Below are 15055 nucleotides of genomic sequence, written 5' to 3' on the forward strand. Positions count from 1 at the left end.
TGCAGATGATACTGCACGCATTTTGTCATTTAAAGATATTGAACCAGCCTTTTCGTTTGAAGCGCCACAGCATTACTACGGCAATGACAGCCATCAGCAGCATGGCAACCGGATAGCCGTATTTCCAGTGCAGCTCCGGCATATAGGCGAAGTTCATCCCGTATACACCGGCAATAAAGGTTAAAGGAATAAAAATGGTGGAGACAATAGTCAGTGTCATCATGATTGCATTCATTCGATTGCTATTGATCGACTCGTAGCTGTCCCGCATATCAGAGGTGAGCTCCCTGTTGGAATCAACGATTTCCGTAAGTTTCAGCAAATGATCATAAATATCATTGAAGTAGGCCTTTTGATTTTGGACAAAATCGAATTTCTGAATGCTGAGAAGCCGGTAGATCAGATCTCTCATTGGTGCAATCGTACGCCGGGTTCTAAGCAAATCACTGCGGATATCGAATACTTCATTGATTAAAGTTTGAGGTGATTTGTGGCTGTCTTCATCCTCAATCTCGTTCAGCCGATCCTCCATTTTATACAACGGAGGGAAGTAATCATCAACCAATTTATCTATTAGATGATAGACGATTTTTGATGGAGAGTGCTCCTTTGGACCTTCGTTCATGACTCGCTGCCAAACGTGGTCCGCAGCCATTGATTCTTCAAGATGAAAAGTGACTACATAACGTTCAGAGAGAAAGATATCCAATTCATCTGACATGAACGATTCGTGATTCAGCTCATGAAGAACGAGGAAATGGTACCCGTCATATTCATCGAGCTTCGGTCTCTGAAGGAAATGGAAGCAGTCCTCAATTGCCAGTGGGTGGAAATGGAAGATCTCGCCGAGTTTTTCTGATTCGGCCTCTGTCGGTACGCTAAAATCGACCCAGTACCAGAGAATGTCGGGACTGTTTAGTTCCTGATACGGCAGATCTTTGAGTATTTTTTTGTCACGTGTTATCGCTATGCTGCGTATCATGGTACAACCTCCTGCAATATATAGTCACATTATAGCGCATTCGGAGGCAGAGAGAAAACGACAAGCAGTGTGATTAAAGAAAAGGGCTATGGGGTATAAAATGAATATACAGCCAAGCATTGTAACTGTTGTGAAATTGCTGAAAGACTATTTGTCTGAATATTTTAAAATTTTATATGCAAAAGTATTGCGCTTTTGGTATGAATCTTTTATAGTATTCAACAACCTACAACAATCACCATTGCTTAGCCAGCCGGTTAAGCTGAAGGAGGACAACGATATGTCTGATAATCAAAGCTTTGTAACTGTTGGTGACTGGGTAACAGGACATTCGATAAATGATGAATTATTTACCGGGTTCGTAGAAGCAGTGAATGCGAAACTGAACACGGTGAAAGTATACGTAACAGAAAGTGACCATAAAAATACGATCGGTAAAACGATCGAAACATTCCAAAGCAAGATCAAGTATTTTCCGCCAAGCGTAGAACCGAGCAGGGCGCATCTATTGAATCTTATTGATTTATCTCTTATTTCTGGCGATAAGGACTGGTTCTTGCATCTGACAGAAGAATTGAAAATACTAGACGAAATGGAATCTGAGTCTAATACAGAATATATCCCGAATTAACTGGACCGAGCAGATATTGCTCGGTTTTTTTATGTGGATAAAATATTTATGCCCCAACCTTTATTCAATACCGCTTCGAACTGAATTTAAACGTATAACGATCACTGCGATAATACAATTTTGTGTATTCGAACGGAATATCATTATCCAAATAAGCCCACAGATGCATGGATAAAATAGGGGCTGATTCTTTTATTTCGAGAAGCTTCATAAGGTCGGCTGATGGCAATGCTGGAATGATTTCTCCCAGCCGTTCTTTAATAAGAAACCCTTTGTTTTCTAGATAGGCATATTTAGAGTTCATCATAATTTCTTCTGTCAGGTCAGGGAACATGGCAATCGGCATGAAAGTTTCCTCTAGAATAATAGGCACATCATCCGCACATCGCAATCTTTTTATATAAAAGACTTGGGCCTCCACTGGTAACTGTAAACGATCTCTGATTTCTTCTTCAGGCTGCATGATTGTAAAAGTTAATAATTTATTTGAAGGTACCTTACCTAATTTGATTATCTCTTCTGTGAAGCTCTGAAGTCGGTAGATGTCATGCTCGATTTTCTGCTGCTTCACATAGGTGCCGCTTCCATGTACTTTATACAGCAGGTTCTCGTCTACTAACAACTGTATTGCTTGTCTTACTGTTACTCTGCTTGCCTGGAATGCAGCAGCCAGTTCCTTTTCAGTAGGTATGGCTTCATCCTTTTTAATATTTCCTCTGGCAATATCTTTTTTTATTTCATTTGCTATCTGACGATAGAGGGGCGTACTTTTCATGATCCCTACATCACCTCTCGTTTAATATCTCTGTGTTGTATTGTAATGAATCATAAAAAAACATACAACTATAATACATTGTATTGAATAGCTTTCAAATTTGTATTATAGTTGTATTAATTAAGGAGGGAGATAAGTGAAGAGAAAACTGAAAATTGCGATCGTTGGCGGAGGAAGTACGTATACGCTAGGATTAATTAAAAGTCTAATTGCTGAAAAAGAATTTTTTCCTTTAAAAGAATTAGTGTTATTTGATCAGGACGAAGAAAGACAAAAAATCATTGCAGATGCAGCTGCGATTTTACTTAAAGAGCAATATGGCGGTAATCTTATCTTCACAAGCACAACCAATCTGGAATCAGCGTGTAAAGATGCCGACTCTGTATTTGTCCAAATACGCACAGGCGGTTTGGAGATGCGGGAATTGGATGAGAAAATCCCCTTATCTCATGGTGTGGTCGGTCAAGAAACTTGCGGACCAGGAGGTATGGCTTATGGCATCCGTTCTATAAAGGATATGACAGACTTGGTCAGAGATATCCGGGCTATATCAAAAGATGCATGGATATTGAATTATACGAATCCGGCAGCCATTGTAGCTTATGCGCTAAAACGGGAGTTTCCCGACGACAGCAGAATTTTGAACATCTGTGATATGCCGATTGCCATTATGGTGAGTTATGCGAAATTACTAGGAGTAGATATCTGGGACTTGACAGCGGATTATTTTGGTTTGAACCATTTCGGCTGGTTCACCAAAATAGAGCATAAGGATGGAACTGATTATACAGAACGTCTAAAAGAACTAATTATTGAAGAAGGATTTAGGCCTGAAGATGAGGAAATAGCCAATGATGTTTCCTGGCAGGAGACGTTTGCGCAAGCTCGCCAGACTTTACTTGATTTCCCGGAATATTTACCAAATACTTATTTACAGTACTACCTTTACCCAGACAAGATAGTGGAAAAGTCAAATCCGACTTCTACGAGAGCCCGACAGGTCATAGAAGGAAGACAAAAGCGTGTTCATGATATGTGCAGACGGATAGTCACTGCTGGTTCTGCTTCAGCAGAGGATTTGAAAGCAGACATCCATGGCATATTCATCATCAGAGCTGCTGCGTCTCTTGCATATAATTTAAAAAATCGATACATCGTGATGGTGGAGAATAACGGAATTATTCCAAACCTGCCCTCCGATGCCATCGTGGAAGTACCTGCATTACTCACTGCCAATGGGATACATGCGTTCGCTGTAGGGGAGATTCCAGTCTTTCATAAAGGATTGATAGAAGGTCAATATGCGTATGAGCGTCTTGTCTGTGAGGCCTATTTTGAAAAGGATTATAGGAAATTGTTACAAGCGATGACATTGAATCGTACGGTGGTGGATGCAGATAAAGCAAAACGTATATTGGTTGATTTACAAAAAGCGAATGAAGAATATTGGCCATCTTTTCAATAGGGGGAAATCTAATGAAGAAGCTCATTATCAATGCAGACGATTTCGGTTACTCTAGAGCAATAAATTATGGGATTATTGATTGCTTTCAACATGGTGTTCTTAGTTCAGCGACATTTATGGCAAATATGCCAGGAGCGGAACATGCTGCTGATTTAGCAAAGCAAAATCCAGGATTAGGAGTAGGGGTACATCTTGTATTGACATGTGGGGAACCCATTTTGAAAGATCATCAGACAATTGTAGATGTACACGGAAGATTTAGAAAGCTATCATTTTATGAAAGCGCTTTTAATATTGAGTTAGCTGAAGTATATGATGAATGGAAAGCACAGATTGAACGCTTTTTGTCATTTGGTATCAAGCCGACGCATCTTGACAGTCATCACCATATCAATACGTATAAAGGAATAAAGGATGTTTTTTGCCGGCTTGCAGAGGAGTATCAGCTGCCTGTGAGAAACAATATGGATTTGCCAAGTCACCTGCGGCATCCGAATCGGTTCGAGTATTACGTAGAAAAAGTATTGAAGGATGAAGTGAGTATTGCAAATGCGTTCAAAGATGCAGATACAGTGGAAGTGATGTGTCATCCAGGCTACCTGGATAAGGCTGTGATGGGAGGATCTTCTTATACGTATCCGAGACTGGACGAATTGGAATTGTTAACATCGAATGTAGTCAAAGAAGTATTAAATAACTGTAAAGATGTGGAGCTTGCAACTTTCAAAAGTCTATAATACCGGGAGATGAGAAAGTATGCGCAATTTCTTGCAGAGATTAGGGAAATCATTACTCATTCCGATTGTAGCTTTACCGATTGCTGGTATCCTTTATAGACTCACTGCTGAAGATTTACTGGATATACCCTTATTCCAAGCAGCTGGTGTCATACTGACGCAGATGGATGCACTGATTGCCATCGGTATTGCAATGGGACTTGCGAAAACAAAAGATAAAGGGATACCGGCACTGACCGGTTTCCTTGCCATTATCGTACTAAAAGAAGGTCTCGCGTTAATGAATCCTGAACTGAATATGAGTGTATTTGGAGGGGTTCTTGCTGGTTTGATAGCTGCTTTTGTCTATAACAGATTTAAAGACACAAAACTGCCGAATATGTTTGCTTTCTTCAGCGGGGAAAAGTTCCCGATTACGGTCATCATTTTCACCATGGTACTAGTTGCCGGGCTGATGAGTTGGTTGTGGCCGTATGCTCAAATGGGAATCGATGCGTTTAGTAAGACGCTGATGGACTTAGGCGCAATCGGTGTCTTTATATTCGGTTTCCTGAATCGTTTCCTGCTGCCATTCGGTTTGCATCACGTATTAAACACATATGTCTATTTTGGACTTGGTGAGTATACGACGGCTTCAGGTGAAGTGGTCAACGGTGAAATCACCAGATTCTTAAGCGGAGATCCAATGGCGGGATTCTTCATTGGCGGATTTTATATCACCATGCTTTTCGGTGTACCGGCAATTGCCCTGGCAATTGCGCGAGCAGCTCGATATAAAAAGCAGGAAACAAAAACATTGATGTCATCGGGTGCTGCTACATCAGTGATAACTGGGATTACAGAGCCTGTAGAATTCACCTTCTTATTTACCTCACCGTTGCTTTATTTCGTCCATTCCGTCTATACCGGATTGGCTGGTGCTACACTGTACATCCTGCATATACGTCATGGTTTTTCTTGGGGAGCCGGACTGATCGATTATATTGTGAACTTAGGATTGAGCGATGGAGGACTTCTTATCCTCCCGGTAGGTATTGCTTTCTTCTTGTTGTATTATTTCACTTTCTATTATGTCATCAAAAAACGTCGAGTGGCGGTAATTGGACAAATTGAAGATAAATTGTATGAAGCAGCCGCAGGCGAAGAGGAAAAAAATCTGGAGTTAACTCATAACAATTACAGATATATGGCACAGAAGCTGGTAGAGAACTTGGGAGGAAAGCAGAACATTCTTATAAACGACAATTGTATGACACGACTGCGGCTGGAAGTGAAGGATATGAATGAAGTGAATCAACAAAAAATCAAGCAAATGGGAGTTCATGGTGTTGTGGAGGTTGATAAACACAACCTGCAAATCATCATCGGGTCTCAGGCTACTATTGTGAAAAAGGAAATTGACGATATTTTGGAAAGCTGAGGAGCACTCATTGCTCCCGCACCTGAATCCCAAATAGATCCTCAATTTTTTCATTCATAAATTGATAGGATGCTTCGATACCAGCATTATAAAAAATAGGACCTAGTTCTTTGATAATGAAGTCGAGCAGCAGACCTGCGGCCAGGTCGCCTAGCTGCTCGTCTTTTTCTTGTTCAAAATACGTCTGCAGGGAACTTATCATTTCGTTGCGCTGTGTATCATTCAATCGAATTGGGTTTTGCATCTGTTTTTCCTCCCTAAGCTCATTTTCGTTTCATTATATCAAAAAGTTCTGCTAGACTTTAGAAAAGGGAAAAGGTGGGAGTAATGATGGCGGAATTATCTTATGAGATTGTAAAAGAACTCGAAGTGCTATCCGTTTCACCGAAAGGATGGCAGAAGGAACTCAATTTGATCAGCTGGAACGGGCGGGACCCGAAGTATGATATACGGGACTGGGCTCCGGATCATGAGAAGATGGGGAAAGGTATCACATTATCAGCTGAAGAAGTCGGTGCCTTGCTTCGCGTGCTGCAGGAGCAGGATTGACATGCTGCCGGAGGAGTTGGTTCAGTTAGCCAAAGAAAGGATGGCTCCTTATCCTTGTGAAGGTTTCCTGCCCGGGAGAGGGCCGAAGCATCCGGTTCTCTTCTTTATAGGAGAAGCACCGGGAGAGACGGAGATACATAGCCTGATGCCATTCAGTGGGCGAGCAGGCAAGGAGCTGGATCTGTTTCTGGAGCGAGCAGCTGTGGATAGATCGGAAGTTTTTATTTCAAGCGCAGTCAGAAGCAGACCTTATCAATATAAAACAAAACAAATACGCGGTGAGACTGTCACGAAAAAATATAATCGAACACCGACCAAGGCTGAAGTGCTTGCACATGCGCCTGTGCTTGATTATGAAATTGCCCAGACGGAACCGGAAATTCTCGTGACACTGGGGCGAATAGGCTGGGAGAGGATAACCGGTTCGAAGGAAAAAATCACGGAAGTCGCTGGAAAGCTGATAGAACAGCCAATACAGCAACTGAAAAGCATAGAGGAGGATTCCTTTGTGCTTTCCGAGAAGATATATCGTATCTTCCCGACCTACCATCCAGCGTCTGTATTCTACAATCCAGGTCTGCGGCCGGTAATTGAAGAGCATGCATACAGTATTCGCGAACTTCTGAACAGATAAGGAGAGGTGTAATGGAGAAAATCAGGGGTAAAGTGACAGGGTTTGAGCTGAATAGCCAAGACCCGGAAAAGGCAGCTAGCTTCTACGCTAATGTTTTTGGCTGGAATATTGGCGCTCCGAGTTGGGGTTATCAAAATATGGAGACAGCCGGAGGAATTGATGGCGGAATAAGTAAAGGACCGCATGATTTTCCGCATGGAACAAGAATCCAGATTGAAGTGGAAGACTTGGATAAAGCAATCCTAGCAGCCAAGCAAGAAGGGGCAGTTGTTGTCAGAGAAAAGATGGAGTTTGATTCTTTCCATCTCGCTTATTTGGTTGATCCAGTCGGAATCGGCTTCGGATTGGTACAGTCTAGCACCAAAGAAGGCCAGTAACTGCGGCTTAAGCGATAAAGCCATGCGGGAGGAAAAAGCTCCTCACGCATGACTCTCACTTACTCCTCCGTTTCAAGCAGTTTTTTCGCTTTTCCATGTCTAGCTCCAAAGACCAAAAACTGCGGCTTAAGCGATAAATCCTTGCGTGAGGAAAAGGCGCCTCACTCGAGGCTTTCTCGCTTATTCCTTCGTTTCTAAGCGGTCTTTTTCGTCTTTCTGTAAAAAAAACAGGCGTATCAGCTGACTGATACGCCTGTTTTTTATTTTGCTGCTTTTTGCAGTTTTGTGATCATCTGCAGGGCACGGCCAGTACCGATTGCAACGGATTCCAGTGGATTCGGAGCCAAATGAACAGGGACGCTGATTTCAGATGCAAGCCATTGCTGCATGCCTTTAAGCAATGCGCCTCCGCCAGTCAAGATGACACCATGGTCAACGATATCTCCGCTTAGTTCAGGCGGGCAGTCTTCCAATGTCATGCGAATTGTTTCAAGGATCTGTTCCAAAGATTCCTTAAGAGCTACTTGTACTTCCTTAGAAGAAATACCCACAGTCTTAGGTAATCCTGTTACCATATCACGGCCGCGGACATCCATCATCAATTCATCATGGTCAATCAAGGCATAGCCGATTTCCATTTTGATCTGTTCAGCAGTTCTTTCTCCAATGAGGATATTGTACTGCTTGCGGATATATTGGATGATCTCTTCATCCATTGAATCTCCGCCGATGCGGACAGAACGGCAAGATACAACGCCGCCGAATGATATAATACCTACTTCACTTGTACCACCGCCGATATCGACAATTACATTCGCAACTGGCTCATCTACTGGCAGATCAGCACCAATTGCTGCCGCAATTGGTTCTTCAATCAAGTGGACTTGTTTTGCACCATACGATTTGACCGCATTATGTATAGCGCGTCTTTCAACGGATGTGCTGCCAGACGGTGTGCAGACAACGATAGTTGGTTTGCGAAGGGAAGAGCCCATCACCTTGCTCACTTTTTTCAGGATTTCTTTCAGTAATTGAGCTGTTACATCATAGTCGGCGATTACGCCATCTTTTAATGGACGAATCGGTACGATATTCTGTGGTGTTTTACCAACCATTTCTTTCGCTTCTGCTCCAACTGCCACAACGTTTTTTGTTTCCATATCAATTGCAACCACAGATGGTTCATTCAATACGATTCCTTTTTGTTTCGTATACACAAGTATATTTGCAGTGCCAAGGTCTATTCCAATTTCGGGATTAGCAAACATTATATTTCCTCCAATAATGACATATTTCTACTATATTCATTCTCCCCCGTATAAAGCTTTATGGGGGTAGATCTGTCAAAGAGCCAAAAAGGCGCTTAAATTCGACATAATTCATTCTATCACCTGGTATAGAGGTGTTAAAGAGATACCTTTATCCTAATTTGGCAGATTAAACTAAATAGATTAGGAGTAAAGGATTATATGCAAGGGTTAAGCGTAAGTCAATTTACAGATAGATTACAAATACTGATCTATTGTTACAAAAACTAGGAATGAAAAAGGTGTCAATCCTAATTTACATCCAATAAATAGTAAAGCGTCTGTTTATTACTAGTTTCATAGTCGGCTAAACGGGTACGATTTCGCATAAGAATCGGACTTTTCGCAGTGCTGTACAGGTTTGAGTGCCTATTGGAAATTCTAGGCTGCAATATTACACAAAAACCCATGCTATGATGTTGCTGCAACAGGAAAACATACATCTCGAAAGGAGCAACATCATGTTTAAGAAAGTATTAGTAACAACACTATCTACAGCTATTCTAGCGGGAGGCGCATTGGCAGGAACAGCAAATGCTGCACCAGCTCAACCAACGAAAGAAGAAGCTCAAGTGCACGTAGCACAAGTAGTGAAAAGCGGATCTTTCTCTTCTATCGAAGATTTGAATAAATGGGTGAATGAATATCTATCTGCTTATAACATTCACATTAATACTGATAGCTTGCTAGCGAAGTACAATGTTCAGCAGCCAGCTCAGCAAGAAAAAGCACAGACTCCTGCTCAAGCAGCACCTCAGCAAGAGCAAGCAAAAGCACCAGCTGCTCAGAAAGAAGAGCAAAAAGCTGCTGCTCCGAAAAAGGAAGAAAAAGCTGAAGAGCAAGCAACTGAACAAAAAGCTCAAGCTCCAGCACAAAAACAAGAAACTGCTTCTGATAACAAGCAAACAGAAGAAAAGCAAGCTGCTGAAGGCCTGAGTGCATTCGAACAGCAAGTAGTAGACTTGACTAACAAAGAGCGTGAAAAAGCTGGTCTTAAAGCTTTGAAAGCCGATACTGAACTAAGCAAAGTAGCACGTGCGAAATCCAAAGATATGGCTGACAATGGTTACTTCGATCACAACAGCCCGACTTACGGTTCTCCGTTCGATATGATGAAATCTTTCGGTATTTCTTATAAAACTGCAGGTGAAAACATCGCTCAAGGACAAAAGACTCCTGAAGAAGTCGTTGAAGCGTGGATGAACAGCCAAGGTCACCGTGAGAATATCCTTAACCCTGAGTACACTAACATCGGTGTAGGTTATGTAGAAAACGGTAACTACTGGACACAGCAATTCATTGGTAAATAATTCAGATTATTGTATAATGAAAAGCAACCGATCATGATCGGTTGCTTTTCTTGTATGCAGGGAGTGATTATATGGATCTGATTTCGCTGCTTGCGGAGGAGCGAATCAAGCAGGCTGAAGCAAATGGAGAGTTCCGTAATCTTCCTGGTGCTGGAAAACCTTTGGAGCTGGAGGATCTCTCCGGTGTACCGGAGGATATGCGTATGAGCTATAAGATCCTGAAGAATGCTGGCTACATTCCGCCAGAGATGGAGCTGAAGAAAGAGATTGTAGCACTGCGTGATCTGGTGCGTGTTTGTACGGACGACACAGAGCGGGCAGCTTTCCGGAAGCGCATTAGTGAGAAAGAGATTCAATACGAAGCGCTGCTTCAAAAGCTCAAGCGAAATTCGCCAGGAACACTCAGTCAATATCGGGAACAAATTGAAAACAATCTAACATAATCAAATAGTATTTTCTTATCACGAGAGGTGGAGGGACTGGCCCTTTGAAGCCTCGGCAACAGGCAGTAATGCACTGTGCCAATTCCAGCAGACGAGAAGTCTGACAGATAAGAGGAGCATTTTACCTTGGATAAGGAGCCTCTTCTGTAAAACGGAAGAGGCTTTTTTTACATAAATAGAGGAGTGGAAGCGATGACCAAACAAATTATCCTGCAAGCATTTGATATGACAGCCGCCAATCATAACGCCCATGGCTTATGGAAGCACCCGGAGAACAGAAGACATCGGGAGTATAAGTCGCTGGAATACTGGATGGAGCTTGCGCGCCTTTTGGAAAAAGGAAAGTTCGATGCGGTGTTCTTCGCTGATGTACTTGGCGTCTATGATGTTTACGGAGGAGATGAAAAGGCAGCCTTGCGTGATGGCGTGCAAGTACCGCTTAATGATCCAGCCTTCGCTATCCCGGCCATGGCAGCTGTGACGAAGCATTTGTCCTTCGCTGTCACAGTCAGTACTTCGTACGAACAGCCTTTTCATAATGCACGTAAATTTTCGACGCTCGATCACCTGACCAATGGGCGAGTGGCTTGGAATATCGTTACTTCCTATTTGCCGAATGCAGCCCAGAATTTTGGACTGGAGAAGATGGTAAAGCATGATGAGCGTTACAGAATAGCTGATGAATTCCTGGAGGTTTCTTATAAGCTGCTTGAGGATAGCTGGGAAGAAGATGCTGTTATTTCGGACCCGGAAAGAGGGGTTCTGGTGGACGCAGAAAAGGTGCACCGCATCAAGCACAAGGGTACATATTTCTCGGTGGAGGGACCACATGTAAGTGAGCCATCCCCACAGCGCACACCGGTGCTCTACCAAGCAGGTACTTCCGAAAAAGGCAGGGATTTTGCCGCAAAACATGCAGAGTGTGTGTTTGTCGGCGGACCGACACCAGAAAAAATCAACTATTATATAGAGGATATCAAAGCGCGTGCGGAGGCTTATGGCAGAAGCCACGATGAAATCAAGGCCTTTACCTTCCTGCACGTCGTTGTAGCTGAAACAGAAGAGAAGGCTCATGCTAAATATGACGAGATCAAGCAATACTGGAGCGCAGATGCTGCCAAAGCCCAGTATGGCGGATCCACAGGCTATGATTTAGCTTCCTATGAAAATGAAGAAGAACTGTTCATGTACAAGCATACGGAACAAGGTCAATCGCGAGCTGCTTATCTGACAAAGGATGCTGCCAAACCATTTACGGTAAAAGAGATCCAGGAGAAATTCAGTCAGCCAGCTGAAATGGATATCATCATTGGCAGTCCTGAGCAAGTAGCGGACAAGATTGAGGATTTCTTTGTGCGAAGCGGAGTGGATGGCTTCAATCTGACACATTACATTACACCAAAAGACCTGCAAGACTTCGTGGAATTGGTTGTACCTATCTTGCAGGAGCGGGGATTATATAAAAAGGATTATGCAGAAGGAACTTTTAGGGAGAAATTATACGGACAACCGCATCTCGCTGCGGCACATCCGGCAAAACAAGGAAAGAGGAGCTGAGCTTTTAGCTCCTCTTCTCCTATTCCAGATAAGTGAGAGTTCCCTTGCCGTTTTTATATGATACATTTGCCAACGCACCATTGATCATCGTGAACTGCGGCGGCATATGTCCAATATCGGCGTCGTAGATTATCGGCAATCCAATTTCATCTGCGAATTCATGAATCATCTGTTCGTCTGTATAATCCTCTGAAGGAGTGCTTCGAGAAGGCCTACCAAATAGTAATCCGCTCGCACCGTTGAACCAGCCGTGTTCCTTCAAATGCCAAAGATTCCGGTAAGTTTCAGCAGTACTCCAATCCAACCATTCCAAGTAGACGAGCGTATCTTCTTTAAAAGATTCCCGCCAAGTTTGAATAGGAGCATATTTCGTCCCGGCGATAGCGGTCAGGGTATTCAAGCAGCCACCGATTAAGCGGCCAGTAAAGGAAACGGCTTCACCTGTCGTGGTTTTCCATTCTGTTTTGCTGTCCAAGTCGAAGCCCTCAGGATTGTCTTGATCAAATAGCGCATCCCATGATGATTGATACATAGGGGATGAGTGCTGCGCCATGTGCTTGCGGGACGTTGCAGATAATATCTTATGCCATTGCTTCGTTGTTTCATCGAGTGCTTCCATATTCAAATCAAAAAAGTTAGTCGTATGGGCAGTTGCAAAATTTGTTTGGAGTGTATAGCTGCATAGAAGTGTGCTTGTGTCCGAATAACCAATCAGCCATGTGGGCTTGCTCTTGGATAGCTTGTCCCAATCAAGCATGGGCAATACTTGTACAAGCAGTTCTCCTCCCCATGGCGGCATGATTGCATCGATTTCCGGATCACTCAGATAAGCCATCAGCTCGTTAGCTCTAGTTTCAGCAGAGCTGCTTCTAGCGGCTTGCTGTGTCCAGACGGTTTCTCCAATGATCACATGATCACCGAGTTTCTCGAGCTGCATTTTAGCTTTATGTATTTTGGAATGCAGAGGAGCAGGAACTCCGCTTGACGGAGCAGTAATTGCGAAAGTGGAGTTGGGAGTCAAAGCGCTTGGATACATGGTCGTCATCATTATCACCCTTTCCTTTTCCATATTATAGCATTATCTCTAGGTCGTTTGATTCGTTGTTACATGGGGAATGGAATACCAGACATTCGCACATTTTCACATTTATAAAACGAGGGAGTTGAGTGAATGATAAATGTGTTGTTTATTTCTTTAGGCAACATCTGCCGCTCGCCGATGGCTGAGGTGATTTTACGCAAGCGTATAGAGGAACAAGGGCTATCTGCATTTGTAACAGTCGACTCAGCCGGTATCGGCCACTGGCATGAAGGGAAGGAGATGCACCCTTCGGCTCGTGAGCTTCTCGGCCATAAGGGAATTTTGATGGTAAATCATGTGGCTAAGCAAGTCCAGTCAGAAATTTTAGGAGCATACGATTATATCTTCGTAATGGATCAGCTTAATTTGCGGGATTTGTCAGCTATAGCTCCTGCTCATACGTCACGTTATCGGCTTTTCTCAGATCTTATTCCAGAGCGTGCTGGAGAGGATATCGAAGATCCATTCTTCACTGGTGAATTTGAAGCTGTGTATGAGATGCTCGAGGCTGGGTGTGCGGAATTGTGCGAGATAATAAAACAACAGACACAATGGAAGGAGCCGGTATGATGAAAAGTAAATTCACGTTAGGTTTAACGATTGGTGCTACTGTCGGCGGCTTGATTTCGTTATGTGATGCACAGACAAGGGATCATGTACGCGGTAACTTGATGCGTGCAGGTTCTGAAGCAGTGTTCTACCTCCGCAATCCTGGCGTCTTAATGGATGATGTAAAAACCTCCTATGCTCGAGTGGCGACTAGTTTATCCACTACGGCTGATAAAGGCTTGAGAGGACTAGAGGAAGTACAGACTGCTCTTCAGAAAGTGAGCAAGCTGGACGATCAGATCGAATTACCGGCCGGACAGCGTCCGAAAGAATTGGCAAGCGGTGGTAATACAGTAGCAGCCAGATAAAGAAAAGGCGGCTTTAGAGAGAGAAGGAGGAGAAACCATGGGGAGCTTTTTGAAACAGCTTGGGCAGCGGGTCAGCAATGACGAAGTGACTGGCTTGTCTGCCCAGCTGGCTTATTTTTTATTGCTATCACTATTTCCATTTATCATCTTTCTTGTGTCCTTGATCGCATTCTTACCGGTCAGCCAACAAGATATCATGAATACTTTATCAACATTTGCACCAGAATCGACCATGGATTTGCTTGAGCAAAATATTACGGGTCTTGTTAATGAGCGTAACGGCGGACTATTATCCATTGGTATTCTAGCAACACTATGGTCCGCATCAAATGGTGTTAATGCCATCATCCGTGCATTGAATAAGGCTTACAATGTCAATGAGGATCGTTCATTCATCGTAGCTAGAGGAGTAGCCGTAGTACTGACAATCGCGATGGTGCTCGTTATTGCAGTCGCATTCCTGCTGCCGATATTCGGAAAAACAATTGGTCTTTACATTTTTTCCATTTTCGGATTGGATGAAGGATTCCTGACTGTATGGGGAGCATTGCGCTGGGTCATTTCTTTTGTAATATTTTTCATTGTACTACTTGCATTGTATGTCCTGGCACCTAGTAAGAAAATCTCAATCAAAGAATCAATGGTCGGTGCAGCCTTCGCGGCTATCGGCTGGATGATTGCATCCCTGTTATTCTCCTTTTATGTTGATAACTTTGGTAACTATTCCGCAACATATGGATCTCTTGGGGCTGTCATTGTCCTGATGATCTGGTTCTATCTTTCCGGCATCATCATCATCACTGGCGGTGAGATCAATGCCATGCTGGATGAGCGGAAGAAAAATAAAGCGGCAGCCTGATAAGGGCGCCG

Annotated in this window: 18 protein-coding genes and 1 riboswitch; of the genes, 13 read left to right on the forward strand and 5 right to left on the reverse strand. The window is 43.2% G+C overall.

The genetic code is table 11. The features are described from left to right. Positions 1–25 precede the first annotated feature (25 nt). A complete protein-coding gene (gene corA, locus ACH6C1_RS17925) occupies positions 26–982 on the reverse strand; it encodes a magnesium/cobalt transporter CorA (RefSeq protein ID WP_374079552.1) in 957 nt (318 codons plus the stop codon). Between the two features lie 280 nt (positions 983–1262). On the opposite strand from corA, the gene ACH6C1_RS17930 reads away from it, so the two are divergent. Further along, positions 1263–1613, forward strand: a complete 351-nt coding sequence (locus ACH6C1_RS17930) for an IDEAL domain-containing protein (RefSeq protein WP_176465764.1) — start codon at positions 1263–1265, stop codon at positions 1611–1613. Positions 1614–1677: 64 nt separating this feature from the next. Here ACH6C1_RS17930 and ACH6C1_RS17935 read toward each other — a convergent pair whose 3' ends face one another. Beyond that, positions 1678–2388 (reverse strand): GntR family transcriptional regulator, encoded by a 711-nt coding sequence (locus ACH6C1_RS17935; protein WP_374079554.1) that lies wholly within the window; start codon positions 2386–2388, stop codon positions 1678–1680. Positions 2389–2524: 136 nt separating this feature from the next. On the opposite strand from ACH6C1_RS17935, the gene ACH6C1_RS17940 reads away from it, so the two are divergent. The 3 genes from ACH6C1_RS17940 to ACH6C1_RS17950 are packed head-to-tail and all read left to right on the forward strand — an operon-like array spanning position 2525 to position 6010. Then, the gene (locus ACH6C1_RS17940; protein WP_374079556.1) at positions 2525–3853 is read left to right on the forward strand and encodes a 6-phospho-alpha-glucosidase; all 1329 of its coding nucleotides are present in this window, start codon (positions 2525–2527) and stop codon (positions 3851–3853) included. Positions 3854–3864: 11 nt separating this feature from the next. Continuing rightward, on the forward strand, positions 3865–4590 hold the full coding sequence (chbG, locus tag ACH6C1_RS17945) for a chitin disaccharide deacetylase (RefSeq protein WP_374079558.1): 726 nt from the start codon (positions 3865–3867) through the stop codon (positions 4588–4590). A 19-nt stretch (positions 4591–4609) separates the two neighbouring features. Continuing rightward, the gene (locus ACH6C1_RS17950) at positions 4610–6010 is read left to right on the forward strand and encodes a PTS transporter subunit EIIC (protein WP_374079560.1); all 1401 of its coding nucleotides are present in this window, start codon (positions 4610–4612) and stop codon (positions 6008–6010) included. A 7-nt stretch (positions 6011–6017) separates the two neighbouring features. Here the strand turns inward: ACH6C1_RS17950 and ACH6C1_RS17955 are convergent, their stop codons facing one another. Then, on the reverse strand, positions 6018–6254 hold the full coding sequence (locus ACH6C1_RS17955) for a DUF2164 family protein (protein ID WP_374079562.1): 237 nt from the start codon (positions 6252–6254) through the stop codon (positions 6018–6020). 86 nt (positions 6255–6340) lie between these two features. On the opposite strand from ACH6C1_RS17955, the gene ACH6C1_RS17960 reads away from it, so the two are divergent. Genes ACH6C1_RS17960 through ACH6C1_RS17970 form a run of 3 tightly spaced genes read left to right on the forward strand, consistent with a single transcriptional unit; the run spans position 6341 to position 7570 of the window. After that, positions 6341–6559, forward strand: coding sequence for a YdbC family protein (locus tag ACH6C1_RS17960; RefSeq protein WP_374079694.1), 219 nt, complete (start codon positions 6341–6343; stop codon positions 6557–6559). Between the two features lies 1 nt (position 6560). Beyond that, complete coding sequence (locus ACH6C1_RS17965; RefSeq protein ID WP_374079564.1) at positions 6561–7193, forward strand: uracil-DNA glycosylase; 633 nt, start codon at positions 6561–6563, stop codon at positions 7191–7193. An 11-nt stretch (positions 7194–7204) separates the two neighbouring features. Next, positions 7205–7570, forward strand: a complete 366-nt coding sequence (locus ACH6C1_RS17970) for a VOC family protein (RefSeq protein ID WP_374079566.1) — start codon at positions 7205–7207, stop codon at positions 7568–7570. Between the two features lie 260 nt (positions 7571–7830). Here ACH6C1_RS17970 and mreBH read toward each other — a convergent pair whose 3' ends face one another. Next, positions 7831–8838, reverse strand: a complete 1008-nt coding sequence (gene mreBH, locus ACH6C1_RS17975; protein WP_366249066.1) for a rod-share determining protein MreBH — start codon at positions 8836–8838, stop codon at positions 7831–7833. 500 nt (positions 8839–9338) lie between these two features. On the opposite strand from mreBH, the gene ACH6C1_RS17980 reads away from it, so the two are divergent. The 3 genes from ACH6C1_RS17980 (at position 9339) to ACH6C1_RS17990 (ending at position 12187) form a co-directional block, all read left to right on the forward strand. Further along, positions 9339–10187 carry a CAP domain-containing protein gene (locus ACH6C1_RS17980; protein WP_374079568.1) on the forward strand — a complete coding sequence of 283 codons (849 nt, stop codon included), beginning with the start codon at positions 9339–9341 and terminating at the stop codon, positions 10185–10187. A 71-nt stretch (positions 10188–10258) separates the two neighbouring features. Next, entirely contained in the window at positions 10259–10630 is a 372-nt protein-coding gene (locus tag ACH6C1_RS17985) for a DnaJ family domain-containing protein (protein WP_374079571.1), read from the forward strand. Between the two features lie 12 nt (positions 10631–10642). Continuing rightward, positions 10643–10744, forward strand: a riboswitch (SAM riboswitch). Positions 10745–10822: 78 nt separating this feature from the next. Then, positions 10823–12187: an LLM class flavin-dependent oxidoreductase gene (locus ACH6C1_RS17990; RefSeq protein ID WP_374079573.1), complete on the forward strand. Its 1365-nt coding sequence runs from the start codon at positions 10823–10825 to the stop codon at positions 12185–12187. A 19-nt stretch (positions 12188–12206) separates the two neighbouring features. Here the strand turns inward: ACH6C1_RS17990 and ACH6C1_RS17995 are convergent, their stop codons facing one another. Further along, on the reverse strand, positions 12207–13235 hold the full coding sequence (locus ACH6C1_RS17995; RefSeq protein WP_374079575.1) for a S66 family peptidase: 1029 nt from the start codon (positions 13233–13235) through the stop codon (positions 12207–12209). Between the two features lie 123 nt (positions 13236–13358). On the opposite strand from ACH6C1_RS17995, the gene ACH6C1_RS18000 reads away from it, so the two are divergent. Genes ACH6C1_RS18000 through ACH6C1_RS18010 form a run of 3 tightly spaced genes read left to right on the forward strand, consistent with a single transcriptional unit; the run spans position 13359 to position 15044 of the window. After that, positions 13359–13838 carry a low molecular weight protein-tyrosine-phosphatase gene (locus ACH6C1_RS18000; protein WP_374079578.1) on the forward strand — a complete coding sequence of 160 codons (480 nt, stop codon included), beginning with the start codon at positions 13359–13361 and terminating at the stop codon, positions 13836–13838. Next, positions 13835–14185 carry a hypothetical protein gene (locus tag ACH6C1_RS18005; RefSeq protein WP_374079581.1) on the forward strand — a complete coding sequence of 117 codons (351 nt, stop codon included), beginning with the start codon at positions 13835–13837 and terminating at the stop codon, positions 14183–14185. Before ACH6C1_RS18000 ends, ACH6C1_RS18005 begins: the two co-directional genes overlap by 4 nt. Positions 14186–14222: 37 nt before the next feature. Next, positions 14223–15044: a YihY/virulence factor BrkB family protein gene (locus ACH6C1_RS18010; RefSeq protein WP_366249072.1), complete on the forward strand. Its 822-nt coding sequence runs from the start codon at positions 14223–14225 to the stop codon at positions 15042–15044. Positions 15045–15055: the final 11 nt, after the last annotated feature.

It is taken from the genome of Terribacillus sp. JSM ZJ617, assembly GCF_044383785.1.
Classification (GTDB): domain Bacteria; phylum Bacillota; class Bacilli; order Bacillales; family Amphibacillaceae; genus Terribacillus.

What these genes read in the sequence shown, in the direction of transcription:
- ACH6C1_RS18010 (WP_366249072.1), top strand. Translation starts at nt 14,223, where the DNA reads ATGGGGAGCTTTTTGAAACAGCTTGGGCAGCGGGTCAGCAATGACGAA.
- ACH6C1_RS17955 (WP_374079562.1), bottom strand. Translation starts at nt 6,254, where the DNA reads ATGCAAAACCCAATTCGATTGAATGATACACAGCGCAACGAAATGATA.
- mreBH (WP_366249066.1), bottom strand. Translation starts at nt 8,838, where the DNA reads ATGTTTGCTAATCCCGAAATTGGAATAGACCTTGGCACTGCAAATATA.
- ACH6C1_RS17935 (WP_374079554.1), bottom strand. Translation starts at nt 2,388, where the DNA reads ATGAAAAGTACGCCCCTCTATCGTCAGATAGCAAATGAAATAAAAAAA.
- chbG (WP_374079558.1), top strand. Translation starts at nt 3,865, where the DNA reads ATGAAGAAGCTCATTATCAATGCAGACGATTTCGGTTACTCTAGAGCA.
- ACH6C1_RS17950 (WP_374079560.1), top strand. Translation starts at nt 4,610, where the DNA reads ATGCGCAATTTCTTGCAGAGATTAGGGAAATCATTACTCATTCCGATT.
- ACH6C1_RS17960 (WP_374079694.1), top strand. Translation starts at nt 6,341, where the DNA reads ATGGCGGAATTATCTTATGAGATTGTAAAAGAACTCGAAGTGCTATCC.
- ACH6C1_RS17985 (WP_374079571.1), top strand. Translation starts at nt 10,259, where the DNA reads ATGGATCTGATTTCGCTGCTTGCGGAGGAGCGAATCAAGCAGGCTGAA.
- ACH6C1_RS17990 (WP_374079573.1), top strand. Translation starts at nt 10,823, where the DNA reads ATGACCAAACAAATTATCCTGCAAGCATTTGATATGACAGCCGCCAAT.
- ACH6C1_RS17930 (WP_176465764.1), top strand. Translation starts at nt 1,263, where the DNA reads ATGTCTGATAATCAAAGCTTTGTAACTGTTGGTGACTGGGTAACAGGA.
- ACH6C1_RS17965 (WP_374079564.1), top strand. Translation starts at nt 6,561, where the DNA reads ATGCTGCCGGAGGAGTTGGTTCAGTTAGCCAAAGAAAGGATGGCTCCT.
- ACH6C1_RS17995 (WP_374079575.1), bottom strand. Translation starts at nt 13,235, where the DNA reads ATGATGACGACCATGTATCCAAGCGCTTTGACTCCCAACTCCACTTTC.
- corA (WP_374079552.1), bottom strand. Translation starts at nt 982, where the DNA reads ATGATACGCAGCATAGCGATAACACGTGACAAAAAAATACTCAAAGAT.
- ACH6C1_RS18005 (WP_374079581.1), top strand. Translation starts at nt 13,835, where the DNA reads ATGATGAAAAGTAAATTCACGTTAGGTTTAACGATTGGTGCTACTGTC.
- ACH6C1_RS17980 (WP_374079568.1), top strand. Translation starts at nt 9,339, where the DNA reads ATGTTTAAGAAAGTATTAGTAACAACACTATCTACAGCTATTCTAGCG.
- ACH6C1_RS17970 (WP_374079566.1), top strand. Translation starts at nt 7,205, where the DNA reads ATGGAGAAAATCAGGGGTAAAGTGACAGGGTTTGAGCTGAATAGCCAA.
- ACH6C1_RS18000 (WP_374079578.1), top strand. Translation starts at nt 13,359, where the DNA reads ATGATAAATGTGTTGTTTATTTCTTTAGGCAACATCTGCCGCTCGCCG.